The sequence below is a fragment of the Tamlana sedimenti genome (assembly GCF_038148895.1).
Taxonomy (GTDB): Bacteria; Bacteroidota; Bacteroidia; order Flavobacteriales; family Flavobacteriaceae; genus Tamlana.
In genome coordinates this window covers 307108-324776 of sequence record NZ_JBBVGQ010000004.1, presented here as the reverse complement: position 1 = coordinate 324776, position 17669 = coordinate 307108, and the positions used below count along the sequence as shown (strand labels likewise).

The following is a 17669-nucleotide window of genomic DNA, read 5'->3' as shown; positions in this document are numbered from 1 at the left end:
TCGGTTTATAATTATGGCACGATTATTTCGTTATAGGATTCAGATTAATATATCTTTGATCATCAAATTAAAAACGAACGTTAATGACTATAAAAAATATGGTTTTGCTATTGTTGGCGGTTAATTTAAGTCTACAAATTTTAGCACAACAATCAGCCACATATACCAGTAATTTGGTAGAATACCAAAAGGCGTTATCGCTATATAACAATCAACAATATCGTGCTGCTCAGTCTTTGTTTGGAGACATTAAAAAAACCGCAGACGAAGAAGTATTGCAATCTGATTGTGCCTATTATGTTGCCAATTGTGCGGTACGTTTAAACCAGCAAAACGCAGACCAATTGGTTGAGGATTTTGTAAAGGATTATCCAACAAGTACCAAAAGAAACACTGCATTTGTTGATGTGGCCGATTATTATTTTACCAATGGAAAGTATGCATACGCCAGAAAGTGGTATGACAAAGTAGATGAAAATGCCTTGGGGAGAAAAGAGCGTGAAAAATTTTATTTCAACAACGGCTATACGGCCTTTACAACAAAGCAATATAAAGATGCCAAAAAATATTTGAGCCGTGTTGAAAATTCCCAAGAGTATGGTTCACAGGCGAAATACTATATTGGCTTTATGGCTTATGAAGGTGACGATTATGATAAGGCCAATACCTATTTTGAACAAGTTAGCGACCAAGAACGCTACAAGGAAAAACTGTCCTATTACCAAGCCGATTTGAATTTTAAATTGGGGAATTTTGATAAAGCGATTGAACTGGCAAAAGCACAATTGGATAAAAGTGATGCCAATGAAGTTTCGGAACTTTCAAAAATTATAGGTGAAAGCTATTTCAATTTAGAAAAATATGCTGAAGCCATTCCATATCTGACTGAATACAAAGGCAAAAAAGGGCCAAGGGATAGAACGGGGAAATGGAACAATACAGACTATTACCAATTGGGCTATGCCTATTACAAACAGAAGGATTATGAAAAGGCCATATCAGAATTCAATAAAATAGTTGGTGGAACCAATGCCATTGCCCAAAATGCCTATTACCACTTGGGTGAAAGCTATGTGCACCTTGATAAAAAACAAGAGGCTTTGAATGCTTTTAGAAATGCCTCACAAATAGATTTCGATTTAAAAATCCAGGAAGATGCTTGGTTAAATTACGCTAAAATTAGTTACGAAATAGGCAATCCTTACCAATCGGTGCCACAAGTGTTGGCAGGTTATTTGGAAAAATATCCTGAAACCAGCTACAAGGAGGAAATTGAAACACTTTTAATAGACTCGTACATTACTTCAAAAAATTACAAAGAAGCGTTAAAGCTACTGAAAGATAAAAAAAGTTTTGAAAGCAAAGTGGCCTATCAAAAAGTGGCCTTTTATAGAGGTTTAGAACTTTATAATGAAGGCAATTTTCTTGAAGCAGCGTCACTTTTTGATGCCTCTTTAACCGAACAACAAGACCTAGTTTATACAGCACGGGCAACTTTTTGGAAGGCCGAAACCGATTATAATTTAACCAATTATGATGATGCTTTAATTGATTTTAAGCAGTTTCAGCAGCAAACAAAATCGTCCTCAACTCCAGAAATGGAAAATCTGGATTACAACTTGGCCTACACATATTTCAAATTAAAAAATTACGGGAAGGCAACGGAACATTTCAATCAATTTATTTCCAAAAAGAAAGATGATAAGGTTAGATTGAATGATGCTTATTTGCGTTTGGGTGATGCGCATTTTGTGTCGAGTGAATATCAAAGTGCTATTTCAGCTTATGAAAAAGCCATAAAATTAAACGAAATAGATTCTGATTATCCAGCATTTCAAAAAGCCATGAGTGTTGGCTATACGGGGCAATCCACAAAAAAAATAAAGGAATTGGAGCAATTTGTGTCACAATATCCTAAATCAAAATTACGTGATGATGCCTTGTACGAGTTGGGTAATTCTTATGTAAAAGCAAATGAAACAGATAAGGCGATGCGGGCTTACGACCAATTAAGCAGCGAATACAGTATGAGTTCGTTTGTGCCAAAAGCTTTGTTGCGGCAAGGTTTGGTGTATTACAATGGAAGCGAAAATGAGCGCGCTTTAACAAAATTTAAAAAAGTAGCCGCCGATTACCCAAATACGCCCGAGGCAGTTCAAGCCGTTTCTACGGCACGCTTAATCTACATTGATTTGGGTCGAGTAAACGATTATGCCAAATGGGTAAAAACCTTGGATTATGTTGAGGTTACCGATAAAGAATTGGATAACGCCACATATGAGGCTGCGGAAAAGCAGTATTTAGACAATAATACCGATAAAGCCATAACACAATTTAATGGCTATTTAAATGAATTCCCAAATGGATTGCACACTTTACAAGCACATTTTTATGTGGCACAGTTGTATTACAAAAAGAATTTAAGCGAAAATGCAGCACCGCATTATAAGTATGTTGTGGAAGCTGCCCAAAATGAATTTACCGAAGAGGCTTTAACCCGATTATCACAATTCCACTTAGAAAAGAAAAGCTGGAACCAAGCCATGCCGTTGTTAAAACGATTGGAGCAAGAGGCTAACTTTCCGCAGAATGTCATTTTTGCGCAATCTAATATGATGAAGGCACACTACCAGTTGGAAAATTATAATGATGCCGTTTTGTATGCTGAAAAAGTATTGGCAAGCTCAAAAGTGGATAACAGAATTAAAGGCGATGCCTATATCATTATTGCACGGTCTGCAATGAAAACAGGTAATGAATCTAAGGCAAAAGCAGCTTATTCTAAGGTGGAAAATGTAGCAACAGGTGAAACCGCTGCCGAAGCCTTGTACTATAACGCTTATTTTAAAAATAAGGATGGACAATATGAAGCTTCAAATAATTCAGTTCAAAAATTGGCAAAAGATTTTTCAGGCTACAAATATTACAGTGCCAAAGGCTTGGTGCTTATGGCGAAGAATTTTTATGCCTTAAATGATGCTTTTCAAGCCACTTATATCTTAGAAAGTGTCATTGAAAATTTTGCGGAATTTAGTGATGTTGTCAGCGAAGCTAAAACGGAATTAAGCAAAATTAAAGCCGAGGAAGCCAAAACAAATTCATCAATTCAAACAGAAGATTAAAATTCATCAATCATATAAAACGAAAAATAAATACATGCGAAAGCACATAAAACACATATTGGTATTGGCAGTTGTATTAATTACTACGATTGCATTTTCCCAAAACAGACAAAACGATACCATAAACACGGGCGTTATCGATGTTGTAAAACCTTATACACCGACGATTTCAGACGCCTTTAAGGTAAAGGAAACTCCCTCTTTGGATGATGAAACCACTGAAACGAAAAAAGAAATTAAGTATAATATTTTTTCATTTCCCGTGGCATCAACATTTACGCCCGCAAAAGGAAAGGCCGCCACTGTTGAAAAACAAGCTCCTGAAAAATTGTATGACAATTATGCTACTTTGGGTTTGGGAAGTTATACCACCATTTTGGGCGAGGTGTATCTAAACCATGCCATTAGCCGAAACGAAAGTGTTGGAGGTTATGTTAGCCACCATTCCTCTGGAGGCGATATAGAAGGAGTTTCATTTGCGGATAGTTTTTCCAATTCAAAAATCAACTTGAATTATGCCAGTAGGTTGAGGGATTTGGCTTGGAATGTTGAGGCGGGTTTTCAGCATCAAATGTACAATTGGTACGGCGTGCCAGAATCCCAAGTTGCGCAAGCGCTGAACAATGGTATTGATGTTGGACATTCATTTTACGAAGCACATTTTGGGGGTGATATTTCTTTTGAAGATACATACATTAATTCTGGAAGTTTCTTTTTTAGACGTTTTGGCGATAACCAGGGTTCGGGCGAAAATCGTTTAAAAATTCAATCAACTGTTGATGTACCCATTAACGGCGAAGAGATTTCAACCGATTTAATCATCGACTATTTAGGAGGAAGTTTTGATAGAAATTATTTTACAGATGAAGAGTTGAGCTATGGTAATTTCCAAATTGGGCTTTCACCATCATACGAGTTGAAACAAGACGATTTAACCGTTAATTTGGGCGTGTCTTTATTCTATTTAAGCGATAAGGAATCAGGAAAAAGTAAATTTTATATTTATCCAAATTTTACAGCTTCGTACCGTTTGGTTAACGATGTATTGATTGCTTATGGGGGCATTCAAGGTGACTTGATTCAAAATTCATATTACGGGTTTGCCAACGAGAATCCTTTTGTTTCCCCAACGTTGTTTATTATGCCCAATGACCTACTTTATAACGCTTACGTGGGGTTAAAAGGAAAGCTGTCCAGCAACATGAGCTATAATATTAGTGGCCGTTATATTTCGGATAGAAACAGGGCACTTTATAAAACTAATGTGGTTAGAAATGTAACTCCTGAACATGGTTATGACTACGGAAATTCATTCGGGATAGTTTATGATAACGTCGATACATTTAGCGCAGCAGGTGAAATAAATATAGATGTTAATAGAAATTTCACTTTAGGCTTAAAGGCAGAGTATTTTACTTATAATACCGATGATGAAGCCGAACCTTGGAACTTGCCCGATTTTAAAGGTTCGTTGTTTTTAGATTACCAAATAGATGAAAAATGGTTTGCAGGAGCCAATTTGTATTATGTAGGCGAGCGCAAAGATATTTTGGAAATGGAAGGCTCATTAACGCCAGAAGCAAATGTACCCGCTGTTCTGGACAGTTATTTTGATGCCAATGCACACGTGGGTTACCACGTTAACGAGCAGTTTTCAATTTTTGGAAAGGTGAACAATATTACGGATAAAGCCTATCAGAAATGGCAAAATTTCCCGGTGCAAAGTATTCAGTTTTTGGCTGGAGCAACTTATAAGTTTGATTTTTGATGTAGGAATGACAATTTAGCCAAATAGTCAAAATGTTCCCCCTTCAAAACCAATTCGCATTTTAAACCAATGGTTTCAGATGCCAATTTTAAGGTTTCAAAATCGAGGTATAACCATTTCATGGGGGTTTCTTTTTCGCCTTTATAGCTTAAATAGTAATCGAGTTCGCCATAATAATTGGCATTCATGTCCATCCAATAACCACCATCATCATCTTCATACATGTATTTGATATCCGACGAGTCAATTAAAATCTGTCCGTTTGGCTTTAGCAGGCTTTTTAAATGGATTAAATACGTTGAAACCTGTTTAATCTCTTGAAAAATACCCGTGCCATTCATGAGCAATAAAATGGTATCAAACGTTTCGGTTTCATCTAAAACATTTAAAACTTCGGCATGCAAAACACCACGGTTTTTGGCAACTTCAATGACGCCTTTTGAAATGTCTATAGCTTTAACCTTAAAACCTTTTTCCTGCAAATACAAGCTGTGGCTTCCTGAACCACAACCAACATCCAACACATTTCCTTTGCAAAGTTTTAATGCTTTTTGTTCAATTTTGGGCATTTCGGAATACGACCTGAATAAATAGGGCAGTGGTAATTCATCTTCATCAGAAATATTAGTTGAGGTAATGATGTCTTCAGTATAATTTCCGTTGTAGTAATCCAATAGGGCTTTTCCGAAAAGGTCTTTCATTGTAAAAGTTACAAGTTAAAAAGATATATGTTAAAAGTTTTTAGAGTCGCGGTGTAAAAATCTAGGTGTTCTAAAAGGTCTAACAAATCTAAATGTCTAAATTTACCCTATGCAAGATTTCATTAACCAACTGCCTGAGCTCGCCAAAGATAAGCATAACGAAAACAAAAAATTCTTCGCGAAACTAAAAAAGAAACCGCCAAAAAACTTGGATTATGTGATGCAAAAATTGCACGAAGAAGAGTTTGAGCGAACGGATTGCCTAAAATGCGCCAATTGCTGCAAAACCACAGGGCCGTTATTTACTGATAAGGATATTGAACGCATAGCCAAGCATTTTAAGTTGAAACCACAGCAATTTATTGAGCAATTTTTGCGTGTTGATGAAGATAACGATTACGTTTTGCAAAGTGTACCTTGTAAGTTTTTGGGTAACGATAATTACTGCTCCATTTATGAGGTGCGCCCAAAAGCTTGCCGTGAATTTCCGCATACCGACCGCAAAAAGTTTCAGCAAATTTCAAACCTTACCCTAAAAAATGTAGCCATTTGTCCCGCTGCTTTTAACATCGTGGAGGCTATGAAAGTCCATAAGGGCATTAAATAGGCAAAGTATAGGTTTCATCGAAATGATGAAGTAACAAAGATTTTGCTGCAAAATTTTAAAAGGTTATCGAACAGATAAAATAAGTATATTTAGTTCAAAAATTATACTTTGGAAACCATCTTTAATTATTTTGAAACCATCCCATCGCATCATCGTGCCCTAATAATTTTAGGAGGCTTAACCTTGTTTTGGATTATTGAAGGTATCATGCCCCTTATTGGATTTAAATACAAAAAGTGGAAGCATGCTATCCCAAATATTTTTTTCACTATAACGACCATTTTGGTGAATATGCCATTGGCTTTTTTGTTTTTAAAAGCTTCAGATTGGGCGGTTGCCAATAAATTTGGCATTATAAATTGGTTGCCCGAAATGCCATTGTGGCTATACGCTTTATCGGGGTTATTACTTTTAGATGGAATTGGCGCTTATCTTCCCCATATAATAGAACACAAGGTAAAACCACTGTGGATGGTACATTTGGTGCATCATTCTGACCATTATGTTGATACGACTACCGCAAATCGTCATCATCCGTTGGAAAGCCTAATTCGCTATGTGTTTACGCTTTTTGGAATTATTATGGTAGGTTCGCCTATCGCATTAGTACTGCTTTACCAAGCGCTCTCAGTAGCGGCCACACAATTTAATCATGCCAATATTAAATTGCCTAAAAGAGTAGATGATTGGATAAGCTATATCATTGTTTCACCAGATATGCACAAGGTACACCACCATTATAAATTGCCTTATACGGATAGTAACTACGGCAATATTTTTTCTGTATGGGACCGCCTTTTTGGGACGTACATGAAATTAGATACAAATAAAATTATTTATGGTGTTGATGTGTTTCCAGACGAAAAGGAAAACAGCAATATTGTGGATTTGCTGAAACAGCCTTTTCAAAAATACAGGAAGCCAACTTCGGTAGATGAGAATTTGGACTAACCGTTTTCTATATCACTAATATGGTGCTCCAAAGCTTTCACTGAAATTTGGATTTCCTTAATTAAAAGTGCCAAAGAAAAAATCAATAAAATAAGTGCCAGGCCGAATACCCAGACGGCAATAATGTGCTGTTGTATGTAAATTAAAAACATGGTCAGCACACACAAAAGTAAGCTGCTGATCCCTGCAATTTGCATGCTTCGAGTAAGGTATAAGCGCTTTTTTAAATTTTGTATTTGTTTGATCAATCGTTCGTCCTTTTTCTTGAGATATTTGTCGTGTAAATCCCGAATAACCGCCGCATAGGCAATGAATCGATTCGTGTATGCCAACATAATCAACGAAATGGCAGAAAACAAAAGTGCTGGTGTAGTTAAGGTGAGCTGCTCCATTAAAAAAGTTTCTTCAAATTTAGATAAGTTCAAATAAAAAAGCCCAATATTTTTCTATTTTAGTGGCATGCGAGAAGACTTTCTACACTACATCTGGAAACATAAAAAATTTTCAACGGAAAGTTTACAGACTACAGCTAGCGAAAGCATTTCAATTACTTCTTTAGGGCAACATAATCTTGATTCTGGCCCTGATTTTTTTAATGCCCAAATGAAAATAGGTGAGCAACTTTGGGCTGGAAATGTTGAAATTCATGTAAAGTCATCAGATTGGTTTTTGCATAGTCACGAAACTGATAAGACCTATGACAATGTGATTTTGCATGTGGTTTGGGAACATGATACGGACGTGTTTAGAAAGGATAACACGCCAATACCAACTTTGCAATTGAAGGGTTTAATAGACACTTCAATTTTGAATAATTACGAGAAGCTATTTTCCAAAAAAAATAAATGGATTAATTGTGAAAACGATTTTGGTGACGTGAATGATTTTGTGTTGAACAATTGGTTGGAACGTTTATTTTTTGAACGTTTGGAAAGAAAATCCAAGGATATTGAAGCGCTTTTAATAGATTCAAAAAACGATTGGGAAGCAGTGTTTTTTAAAATGCTGGCCAAAAATTTCGGACTCAAAGTAAATGGTGAATCTTTTTTTAGTTTGGCCAATTCAATTGATTTTTCAATTATTAGAAAAACAAGGCCGAATCAAAATAGTTTGGAAGCGCTTTTGTTTGGGCAAGCTGGTTTTTTGGATGAAGATTTGGAAGGAGCCTATTTCAAAAAACTGAAACAAGAATACATGTTTTTAACGCAGAAATTCCAATTGAAGAATTCGCAAGTTTTGCCAATTCAGTTTTTTAGGTTGCGCCCGTCAAATTTCCCAACAATAAGGTTGTCACAATTGGCAAGTTTATACCAACAGCATCAAAATTTATTCTCAAAAGTGGTTGAAACCAATAAATTGGAAGATTTTTATGAGCTTTTCAAAGTATCAACTTCCAAGTTTTGGAAAAACCATTACACATTTCAAAAGGAATCTAAACCATCAGAAAAAAGGCTTTCAAAATCCTTTATAGACTTATTGCTAATAAATACGGTAATTCCTGTTACGTTTTGTTATGCAAAGCATCAAGGTAAAGATATTGAGGATACTATTTTAAATTTGGCTACATCAATTAATTCAGAAAAAAACAATATTGTTGATGCATTCAATAATTTGAAAAAAGTTTCTCAATCATCTTTCGAGTCTCAGGCATTCATTCAGCTTAAAACAACTTACTGTGATACTAATAAATGTTTGCAATGTGCTATTGGCAATACATTATTATCTAGAAATATTTAAAAAGCATATTCAAAAATTATTAAAATCATAGAAATATGATTAACCTAGAAATAGGAAACTTAAAAGATTAAATTATATTAATTTTATAATTAAATTGCGGGTATGAATAGTATTTACAAACCTTTGTTATTTTTTCAAAAGCACGGTTATTATGTTTGCCAACGTATTGCCGACAGGTTGGGTATTAGGGCAAAAGTGGTGAGAACCTCATTTATGTACTTAACTTTTGTTACCTTGGGTTTTGGGTTTGCACTCTATCTCTTTTTGGCTTTTTGGATGCGTATTAAAGACTTAGTTTACACCAAACGCTCCTCAGTTTTCGACCTATAATACATGAATCCACTTATACGATTTTTTAGAACCAAAATTTACACAGCGGTATTTTTACTGGTTGTTATTTTACTTATTGGTATTGCCGGTTACAAAATCATTTCGGGGTATTCTTGGGTTGATGCTGTTTATATGACGGTTATAACCATGACGACTGTTGGTTTTGGAGAGGTGGTTGCATTGGACGATACGTCAAAAATTTTCACCATATTTTTAATTTTGGCAAGTGTGGTTATTGTTGGTTACGCATTATCCATTATTACAGAATATATTTTGAGCAAAAACAATATTGAAGAACTAAAGCACAAAAAAATGCAAAAGAAGATTGATAGTTTTAAAAACCATGTGGTTATTTGTGGTTATGGACGTAACGGCAAACAAGCCGCTAGAAAGCTAAGTGCACACAATAAGCAGTTTGTTATTATTGAGAAAAACAAGAGCATTGAAGAGCGCCTACAAATGGATAGGGTGCCATATGTGATAGGTAATGCCAATGAAGATGAGGTTTTGAACTTGGCAGGTGTTGATCGCGCATCTTGTTTTATATCTGCGCTACCAAATGATGCTGATAATTTGTTTGTTGTGCTTTCGGCCAGACAACTAAATTCTAAAATAAATATTATTAGCCGTGCTTCAAGCGAATCATCATATGATAAACTAAAGTTTGCTGGAGCCAATAACGTTATTCTACCTGATAAAATTGGAGGAGATCATATGGCCTCCTTGGTCGTGGTTCCAGGTTTAATGGAGTTTATTGATAATCTTTCTATCGTGGGCAAATCAAACATCAATATTGAAGAAGTGGCCGTTGAAAAGTTGTTTAATACAAGAAGAGAACGAACTATCAAAGATTTAGACCTGCGAAGAAAAACAGGCTGCACAGTGATAGGTTATAAGGATGAAAATGGCGAATATATAGTAAATCCTGAGGCAGAATTAAGGTTGGCCGCAAATTCTAAGATTATTGTTTTGGGAAGACCAGAACAAATTGAGGCACTCAATTCGGAATACGATATTGATTAGGGAATCTTCTATTTTAACAAGCTTAGTTTTAAAAAACCATTTTTTTTTAGCATATTGCTGCTTTTTAGTGCGAATCTTTCAAAAAATTTTAACTAATATTCTCCTTATGAAGAAACATCTTCTTTCAATTTTTACAATAATTTTACCATTACTAACATTCGCTCAAGAAACAACTTCCGAAAAAATCGACCGGGTTTTCAAGGATTATACAGGTTGGTTTGTTGATGCCATTTTTTATGAAATTCCTTTTTCAGAAGAATATCAAATTCCATGGGTTTTAATTGTGTTGATTGGAGGAGCAATTTTCTTCACAATATATTTCAGGTTTATAAATGTAACCGGGTTCAGAACAGCTTTACGTGTGGTACAAGGTAAATATGAAGATATTGAGAAACACGGAGCAGATACTTTATATGGAGACCCCACCGATAATGTTGACCATAATATTATTGAAACTTTAAGGGACGATAGTGCCCACGGAGAAGTATCGCATTTTCAGGCTTTAACCGCTGCATTATCGGCAACAGTTGGTTTGGGAAATATTGCAGGTGTGGCGGTTGCCTTATCAATAGGTGGGCCAGGGGCAACATTCTGGATGATTCTTGCTGGTCTGTTGGGTATGGCATCAAAGTTTGCTGAATGTACTCTGGGAGTAAAATATAGAGATGTGGGAGAAGATGGTACCGTGTATGGTGGTCCAATGTATTATTTATCTAAAGGTTTTGGTGAAAAAGGCATGAAAGGGCTTGGTAAAGTGCTAGCTGTTGTGTTCGCCATTTTTGTGATTGGAGGCTCATTTGGTGGTGGAAATATGTTCCAAGCCAACCAAGCTGCTGCTCAATTTATTAAGCTTTTTAATTTTGAAAGTGGAAACGCTGGAATGTATTTTGGAATTGTTATGGCTATAATTGTAGCTATTGTAATTATTGGTGGAATAAAACGAATTGCCTCGGTTACTGAAAAAATAGTGCCTTTTATGGCGGGTATTTATGTGCTGGCTGCGCTTATTATTCTAGGATTTAATTGGCATTTAATTGATGATGCTTTTGCACTGATAATTGAAGGAGCATTTTCTGGTTTGGGTATTGCAGGTGGCCTTGTAGGTGTTATGATTCAAGGTATTCGAAGAGGGGCTTTTTCCAATGAAGCTGGTGTTGGTAGTGCAGCAATTGCCCATTCTGCAGTGCGCACAAAATATCCAGCTAGTGAAGGGATTGTGGCACTTTTAGAACCTTTTGTAGATACCGTTGTAATCTGTACCATGACTGCCTTGGTAATTGTAATTACAAATTTTGATGGTAGCTTCATGGAGTATGGCGTGCCAATTAAAGAAGGCGTTGAGTTAACGGCAACGGCCTTTGATAGTGTAATTCCGCATTTCTCTATTGTGTTGACCGTGGCAGTAATATTATTTGCCTTTTCAACCATGATTTCATGGTCTTACTATGGTATGCAGGGCTGGGTGTTTTTATTTGGTAAAGGTAAAATAAGCGATTTGGTATATAAAATTTTGTTCTTGTTTTTTGTGGTTGTTGGCTCATCCATTAGCCTTGGTGCTGTAATTGATTTTTCTGATGCCATGATTTTTGCCATGGTTGTGCCAAATATTATTGGTGTAGTAGTCCTATCTCCAATAATCAGCAGGGAGCTTAAAAAATATATGGATGCTATCAACGTAAAACATGACGCTCTGGATGAAGGTGCTGAAGACCTCACCAAGCACATGTAATTAACTAAACTAAATAGATTTTATGAAATCCCATTTCACGTTTTCTAAAGAACAGCGGAATGGGATTTTTTTGTTATTGGTGCTCATTGTCATTCTGCAATGTATTTATTTTTTTGTTGATTTTGGTTCGGATAAAATTGTTGTTGATGAAGAAGCATTGTCAGAATACACAAAAGAAATCGATTCATTGCGCCAAGTTCAACTGGAACAGAATAAGCCAAAGATATTTCCGTTTAACCCCAATTACATTACTGATTTTAAAGGTTCAACTTTAGGGATGAGCAATGAGGAAATTGATAGGCTGTTGGATTACAGAAAACAAGATAAATGGATTAACTCGGCACATCAATTTCAAGAAGTCACCATAGTGTCGGATTCATTGCTGGATGCCATTTCCCCATATTTTAAGTTCCCAGATTGGGTGACCAATTCAAAACAATCAAGTTCACATGCTAGTTTCAGTTATAATAATGCTCCCAAAACCTTTGCACAAAAAGGAGATTTAAATACGGCAACGGCGCAACAACTTCAAAAAGTAAATGGTATTGGTGAAGTGCTTTCAGAGCGTATTGTAAAATTCAGGAATAAACTCAAAGGTGGTTTTGTGGGTGATGCCCAACTTCAAGATGTTTATGGTTTAACACCCGAAGTTATTGAAAAAATCACAGAACAATTCACAGTTAAAACACCAATCCCAATTAAAAAAATAGATTTAAATACAGCTACTGTTGATGAATTGGTAACCATTCCACATATTGATTACGACTTGGCCAATGAAATTGTGGAGCAACGTAAATTGCGTGAAGGATTTCAGTCCATTGACGAATTAAAAAAAGTAAAAAACTTTCCTTCAAATAAAATCAAGATAATTGAATTATATTTGCACCTCGAAAAAGAAAAAAGATGAATAGTATGTACTTCACTGAAGAGCACAATCTTTTTAGAAAAAGTCTTCAGGATTTTTTAAAAAAAGAGGTGGTACCCCATATTGATAAGTGGGAGAAAACAGGAAATATCGACCGATTTATTTGGAAAAAATTTGGCGATATGGGTTTTTTTGGCATCAATTATCCTGAGGCCTATGGTGGCTTGGGTTTGGATTTGTTCTATACCATTATACTACTTGAAGAACTACAAAAAATAAATTCAGGCGGTTTTGCCGCGGCTATTTGGGCGCATACGTATTTGGCGATGACACATATAAATGCAGAAGGTGATGAAGCCATAAAACAAAAGTACTTAGCCCCAAGTATTACTGGTGATAAAATAGGATGTCTGTGTATTACTGAGCCTTTTGGCGGTAGCGATGTAGCAGGCATGCGAACGACTGCTGTTAAGGAAGGAGACCATTATATTATTAATGGTTCAAAAACTTTTATAACGAATGGTGTGATTAGTGACTATTTAGTGGTTGCTGCCAAAACAACACCCGATAAGGGTAACAAAGGGATTAGCATTTTTGTGTTAGATAGGGATATGGCAGGTGTTTCGGCAACCAAATTGGATAAATTGGGTTGGCGTGCTTCAGATACTGGTGAGATTGCTTTTGATAATGTAAAAGTACCAGTGGAAAATTTAATGGGTGAAGAAGGAAAAGGCTTTTCATATATCATGCAACATTTTTCGTTGGAGCGTTTGGTTATGGGCGTTAATGCACACGCGCGTGCCGAATATGCTTTGGAATATGCCCTGCAATATATGGGGGAGCGCCATGCCTTCGGAAAATCAATTGATAAATTCCAAGCACTAAGACATACCATTTCAGATTTATACACAGATATGGAAGTTTGCAAGGCGTTCAATTATTCAGTGGCTTACAGGTTGAATAAAGGCGAATACGTGGTTAAAGAAGCTACCATGTCTAAACTAAAATCTACTAAAATGGCCGATGAGGTGGTTTACCAATGTTTGCAGTTTTTGGGCGGTTATGGTTATATGGAAGACTACCCCATGGCACGACTGTTTCGCGATAGCAGATTAGGCCCTATTGGTGGTGGAACTTCAGAGATACTTCGGGAGATACTCGCCAAAATTATTATTGATAAAAAAGAATATAAACCCGCAACTTAAAATAATTTTGAATTTTAATTTAGGAATTGCGAATTAATTTTATATTTGCACCCACAAATTCTAAAAGAGAGGAGGTTAAGACACTATGTTAATAATACCAATTAAAGAAGGAGAAAATATAGATAGAGCGCTAAAGCGTTATAAGAGAAAGTTCGATAGAACAGGAGCTAAACGTGAATTACAAGTTCGCAAGCAGTTCAGCAAACCTTCCGTTGTACGTAGAGCACAAATTCAAAAGGCTCAGTACATTCAAAGACTAAGAGATGCAGAAGACATATAAGCTGCACTAAATAAATCGAAATCCCGCACCAAGCGGGATTTTTTTTGCCCAAAAATCAATATACAGAAAGATTATGTCATGCTGAACTCGTTTCAGCATCTCAAAACTGCTTTTGGAAAAAAGCATAATGAAAACCTGAAACATGTTCATGTTGACAAAACTTTAACTAAGTCTTTATATCCTGAGTGTAAAAAAATGTTGCGTTTTGGCGTTTAAACTTTTAACTTTAAACTCTAAACCTAACACATGCCTTTCAAATCGTTTCTTGATTATCTTTCTTTGGAAAAAAACTATTCGGCTTTAACCGTAAAGGCCTATCAAAATGATTTGGGGGATTTTTTGGATTTTGTAAAAACCGAATACGAAACCAACAGCATAAACACCGTTAACTACTCACAAATAAGAAGCTGGATTGTAAGCTTGGTTGAAAGTGGATTGAGCAACCGAAGTATAAACAGGAAAATATCGGCTTTAAACTCGTATTACAAATTTCTATTAAAGGTTGGCGATATTCAGTTAAATCCTTTATCAAAACACAGGGCTTTAAAAACAAGTAAAAAGGTGCAGGTGCCATTTTCGGAATCCGAAGTTAAAGCTGTTTTGGACGATTTTAATTTTGATGATGATTTTGAAGGTCTTCGGAACAGATTCTTGATAGAATTGTTTTATTCAACTGGCATAAGAAGGATTGAATTAATCGAGCTTAAGTTGTCGAGCATCGATTTGCAAAGCAAAACCTTAAAAGTATTGGGCAAACGAAATAAGGAGCGTATCATTCCGTTATTAAGCTCAGTGGTTCAGACTGCAAATCGCTATTTGGAGAAAAGGACTAGCCTGCCTGGTATTTCGGATGACAATTATCTGTTTTTGACGAAAAAAGGCGTTAAATTATATGAAACGCTTGTATACAGATTAATAAATGATTATTTTAGTTTAGCATCTTCAAAGGTGAAAAAGAGCCCGCATATTCTTAGGCACTCTTTCGCTACACATTTGTTAAACCAAGGTGCCGATTTAAATGCAGTTAAAGAACTTCTCGGACATTCAAGCTTGGCCTCCACCCAAGTTTATACGCACAACAGTATAGCAGAATTAAAAAAAGTGCATGTAAACGCACACCCAAGAAGTAAAAAGTAGTATTAAAATATTGTCTAACCAAAAAAGTGTATTAATATGAAAGTAAACACGCAATCAGTAAATTTTAATGCCGACAAAAAGTTGATAAGTTTTATCCAAAAACGAATGGATAAATTGGATTTGTTTTATGACAAGGTTATTAAATCTGATGTTTTTTTGAAAGTAGAAAATACCAGTGAAAAAGAGAATAAAATTTTTGAGGCAAGAGTAAGTGTTCCAGGTGATAGTTTTGTAGTAAAAAAACAGTGCAAAAGCTTTGAAGAAGGTGCAGATATGGCGGTAGCATCGCTAGAAAGACAACTTAAAAAGAGAAAAGAAAAATTAAGGCCGCATTTATAATAAAATTTCTTAAAAAATGTTTTGAATAAAATAAAAAATCTATACATTTGCAGTCCGTTAGAAATAACGGGCTTTTTTTTATGCCCAAAAAGCATAAAAAGCCGATGTAGCTCAGCTGGCTAGAGCAGCTGATTTGTAATCAGCAGGTCGTGGGTTCGAGTCCCTCCATCGGCTCAAGTTCATTAAAAAAAATTGGGATAAATTAAAATTGGGGAGATACTCAAGCGGCCAACGAGGACAGACTGTAAATCTGTTGTTTTTTAACTTCGCAGGTTCGAATCCTGCTCTCCCCACATTTAAAATTTAAGATGTCAGGTTTTCAAATCAAGATTAGAAAATCGTCATCAAATTGCGGGAGTAGCTCAGTTGGTAGAGCGTCAGCCTTCCAAGCTGAATGTCGCCGGTTCGAACCCGGTCTCCCGCTCAATAATTTACGAGTTACACGATGTGCAATTTACGAATCGTAAATCTAAAATCGGCAATCGTAAATGTAAAGCCGGTGTAGCTCAGGGGTAGAGCGTTTCCTTGGTAAGGAAGAGGTCACGAGTTCAAATCTCGTCATTGGCTCTATATTAGAAGAAAATTAGAATACACTAATATTATTTATAACTAAGATTAAAATTATTTAAAAAACATGGCAAAGGCAACTTTCGATCGTTCAAAACCACACTTAAACATTGGTACAATTGGGCACGTAGATCACGGTAAAACAACTTTAACTGCTGCTATTACTAAAGTATTAGCTGATGCAGGTTTCTCAGAAGCAAAATCATTCGACCAAATTGATAACGCACCAGAAGAAAAAGAAAGAGGTATCACAATTAATACTTCTCACGTAGAGTATCAAACAGCTAATCGTCACTATGCACACGTTGACTGTCCAGGTCACGCGGATTACGTAAAAAACATGGTAACTGGTGCTGCTCAAATGGATGGCGCTATTTTAGTGGTAGCTGCAACTGATGGTCCAATGCCACAAACTCGTGAGCACATCTTATTAGGTCGTCAAGTAGGTATTCCTCGTATCGTTGTTTTCTTAAACAAAGTTGATATGGTGGATGATGAAGAGTTATTGGAATTAGTAGACATGGAAGTTAGAGATTTATTGAACTTCTATGAGTACGATGGAGATAATGGTCCTGTAATTTCTGGTTCTGCTTTAGGAGCACTTAACGGTGAGCAAAAATGGGTAGATACTGTAATGGAATTAATGGAAGCATGTGATACTTGGATTGAAGAGCCTGTTCGTGATATGGATAAGCCTTTCTTAATGCCAATCGAAGACGTATTCTCAATTACAGGTCGTGGTACAGTAGCAACTGGTCGTATTGAAACTGGTGTTGCTAAAACTGGTGACCCTGTGGAGATTATCGGTATGGGCGCTGAGAAATTGACTTCTACTATTACTGGTATTGAAATGTTCCGTCAAATATTAGATAGAGGTGAAGCTGGTGATAACGCTGGTATCTTATTAAGAGGTATTGAGAAAACTCAAATCTCTAGAGGTATGGTAATCACTAAACCAGGTTCTGTGACTCCTCACAAAAAATTCAAAGCTGAGGTTTATATCCTTAAAAAAGAAGAAGGTGGACGTCACACTCCATTCCATAACAACTACCGTCCACAGTTCTACGTTCGTACAACTGACGTAACAGGAAACATTGCGCTTCCAAGCGGTGTTGAAATGGTAATGCCAGGAGATAACTTAACTATCACTGTTGAATTGATTCAACCAATTGCAATGAACGTAGGTTTACGTTTCGCTATCCGTGAAGGTGGTAGAACTGTAGGTGCTGGTCAGGTAACTGAGATTTTAGACTAATACAGTTGAAATAAATATTAAGCTAAGGTATTCCGTTTTTTTCGGAATACCTT

Annotated in this window: 16 protein-coding genes and 4 tRNA genes; 18 read left to right on the top strand and 2 right to left on the bottom strand. The window is 36.1% G+C overall.

Annotated elements, in window-relative coordinates:
* Nucleotides 1-83 precede the first annotated feature (83 nt).
* Nucleotides 84-3122, top strand: coding sequence for a tetratricopeptide repeat protein (locus tag WJN01_RS11820; RefSeq protein WP_445197361.1), 3039 nt, complete (start codon nt 84-86; stop codon nt 3120-3122).
* A 34-nt stretch (nt 3123-3156) separates the two neighbouring features.
* The gene (locus WJN01_RS11815; protein WP_445197360.1) at nt 3157-4890 is read left to right on the top strand and encodes a TonB-dependent receptor; all 1734 of its coding nucleotides are present in this window, start codon (nt 3157-3159) and stop codon (nt 4888-4890) included.
* Here WJN01_RS11815 and WJN01_RS11810 read toward each other — a convergent pair.
* Nucleotides 4872-5591: a class I SAM-dependent methyltransferase gene (locus tag WJN01_RS11810; protein WP_445197359.1), complete on the bottom strand. Its 720-nt coding sequence runs from the start codon at nt 5589-5591 to the stop codon at nt 4872-4874. The genes WJN01_RS11815 and WJN01_RS11810 overlap by 19 nt on opposite strands.
* 109 nt (nt 5592-5700) lie before the next feature.
* On the opposite strand from WJN01_RS11810, the gene WJN01_RS11805 reads away from it, so the two are divergent.
* Both WJN01_RS11805 and WJN01_RS11800 read left to right on the top strand, forming a co-directional pair.
* Entirely contained in the window at nt 5701-6198 is a 498-nt protein-coding gene (locus tag WJN01_RS11805) for a YkgJ family cysteine cluster protein (protein WP_445197358.1), read from the top strand.
* A 108-nt stretch (nt 6199-6306) separates the two neighbouring features.
* Nucleotides 6307-7149 (top strand): sterol desaturase family protein, encoded by an 843-nt coding sequence (locus WJN01_RS11800; RefSeq protein WP_445197357.1) that lies wholly within the window; start codon nt 6307-6309, stop codon nt 7147-7149.
* Here the strand turns inward: WJN01_RS11800 and WJN01_RS11795 are convergent.
* On the bottom strand, nt 7146-7541 hold the full coding sequence (locus WJN01_RS11795; RefSeq protein ID WP_445197356.1) for a DUF2721 domain-containing protein: 396 nt from the start codon (nt 7539-7541) through the stop codon (nt 7146-7148). The two genes, WJN01_RS11800 and WJN01_RS11795, sit on opposite strands and share 4 nt — an antisense overlap.
* Before the next feature lie 67 nt (nt 7542-7608).
* On the opposite strand from WJN01_RS11795, the gene WJN01_RS11790 reads away from it, so the two are divergent.
* The 14 genes from WJN01_RS11790 to tuf all read left to right on the top strand — a co-directional run bounded on the left by WJN01_RS11790 (nt 7609) and on the right by tuf (nt 17616).
* Entirely contained in the window at nt 7609-8886 is a 1278-nt protein-coding gene (locus tag WJN01_RS11790; protein ID WP_445197355.1) for a DUF2851 family protein, read from the top strand.
* Between the two features lie 102 nt (nt 8887-8988).
* On the top strand, nt 8989-9216 hold the full coding sequence (locus WJN01_RS11785) for a PspC domain-containing protein (RefSeq protein ID WP_370476793.1): 228 nt from the start codon (nt 8989-8991) through the stop codon (nt 9214-9216).
* Nucleotides 9217-9219: 3 nt separating this feature from the next.
* A complete protein-coding gene (locus tag WJN01_RS11780; RefSeq protein WP_445197354.1) occupies nt 9220-10239 on the top strand; it encodes a potassium channel family protein in 1020 nt (339 codons plus the stop codon).
* A 106-nt stretch (nt 10240-10345) separates the two neighbouring features.
* Entirely contained in the window at nt 10346-11968 is a 1623-nt protein-coding gene (locus WJN01_RS11775; protein ID WP_445197353.1) for an alanine/glycine:cation symporter family protein, read from the top strand.
* Between the two features lie 22 nt (nt 11969-11990).
* On the top strand, nt 11991-12875 hold the full coding sequence (locus WJN01_RS11770) for a ComEA family DNA-binding protein (protein ID WP_445197352.1): 885 nt from the start codon (nt 11991-11993) through the stop codon (nt 12873-12875).
* Nucleotides 12872-14038: an acyl-CoA dehydrogenase family protein gene (locus WJN01_RS11765; RefSeq protein ID WP_445197351.1), complete on the top strand. Its 1167-nt coding sequence runs from the start codon at nt 12872-12874 to the stop codon at nt 14036-14038. The genes WJN01_RS11770 and WJN01_RS11765 overlap by 4 nt, the downstream gene beginning before the upstream one ends.
* An 85-nt stretch (nt 14039-14123) precedes the next feature.
* On the top strand, nt 14124-14318 hold the full coding sequence (gene rpsU, locus WJN01_RS11760) for a 30S ribosomal protein S21 (RefSeq protein ID WP_445197350.1): 195 nt from the start codon (nt 14124-14126) through the stop codon (nt 14316-14318).
* Nucleotides 14319-14564: 246 nt separating this feature from the next.
* Nucleotides 14565-15455, top strand: coding sequence for a tyrosine-type recombinase/integrase (locus WJN01_RS11755; protein WP_445197349.1), 891 nt, complete (start codon nt 14565-14567; stop codon nt 15453-15455).
* 36 nt (nt 15456-15491) lie between these two features.
* Nucleotides 15492-15794, top strand: a complete 303-nt coding sequence (gene hpf / locus WJN01_RS11750; protein ID WP_445197348.1) for a ribosome hibernation-promoting factor, HPF/YfiA family — start codon at nt 15492-15494, stop codon at nt 15792-15794.
* A gap of 100 nt (nt 15795-15894) precedes the next feature.
* A tRNA-Thr gene (locus WJN01_RS11745) sits at nt 15895-15968 on the top strand.
* Between the two features lie 36 nt (nt 15969-16004).
* Nucleotides 16005-16087: transfer RNA gene (locus WJN01_RS11740), tRNA-Tyr, on the top strand.
* A 58-nt stretch (nt 16088-16145) separates the two neighbouring features.
* Nucleotides 16146-16218 (top strand) — tRNA-Gly (locus WJN01_RS11735).
* A 71-nt stretch (nt 16219-16289) separates the two neighbouring features.
* Nucleotides 16290-16361: transfer RNA gene (locus WJN01_RS11730), tRNA-Thr, on the top strand.
* A 67-nt stretch (nt 16362-16428) separates the two neighbouring features.
* Nucleotides 16429-17616 carry an elongation factor Tu gene (tuf, locus tag WJN01_RS11725; protein ID WP_445197347.1) on the top strand — a complete coding sequence of 396 codons (1188 nt, stop codon included), beginning with the start codon at nt 16429-16431 and terminating at the stop codon, nt 17614-17616.
* Nucleotides 17617-17669 lie beyond the last annotated feature (53 nt).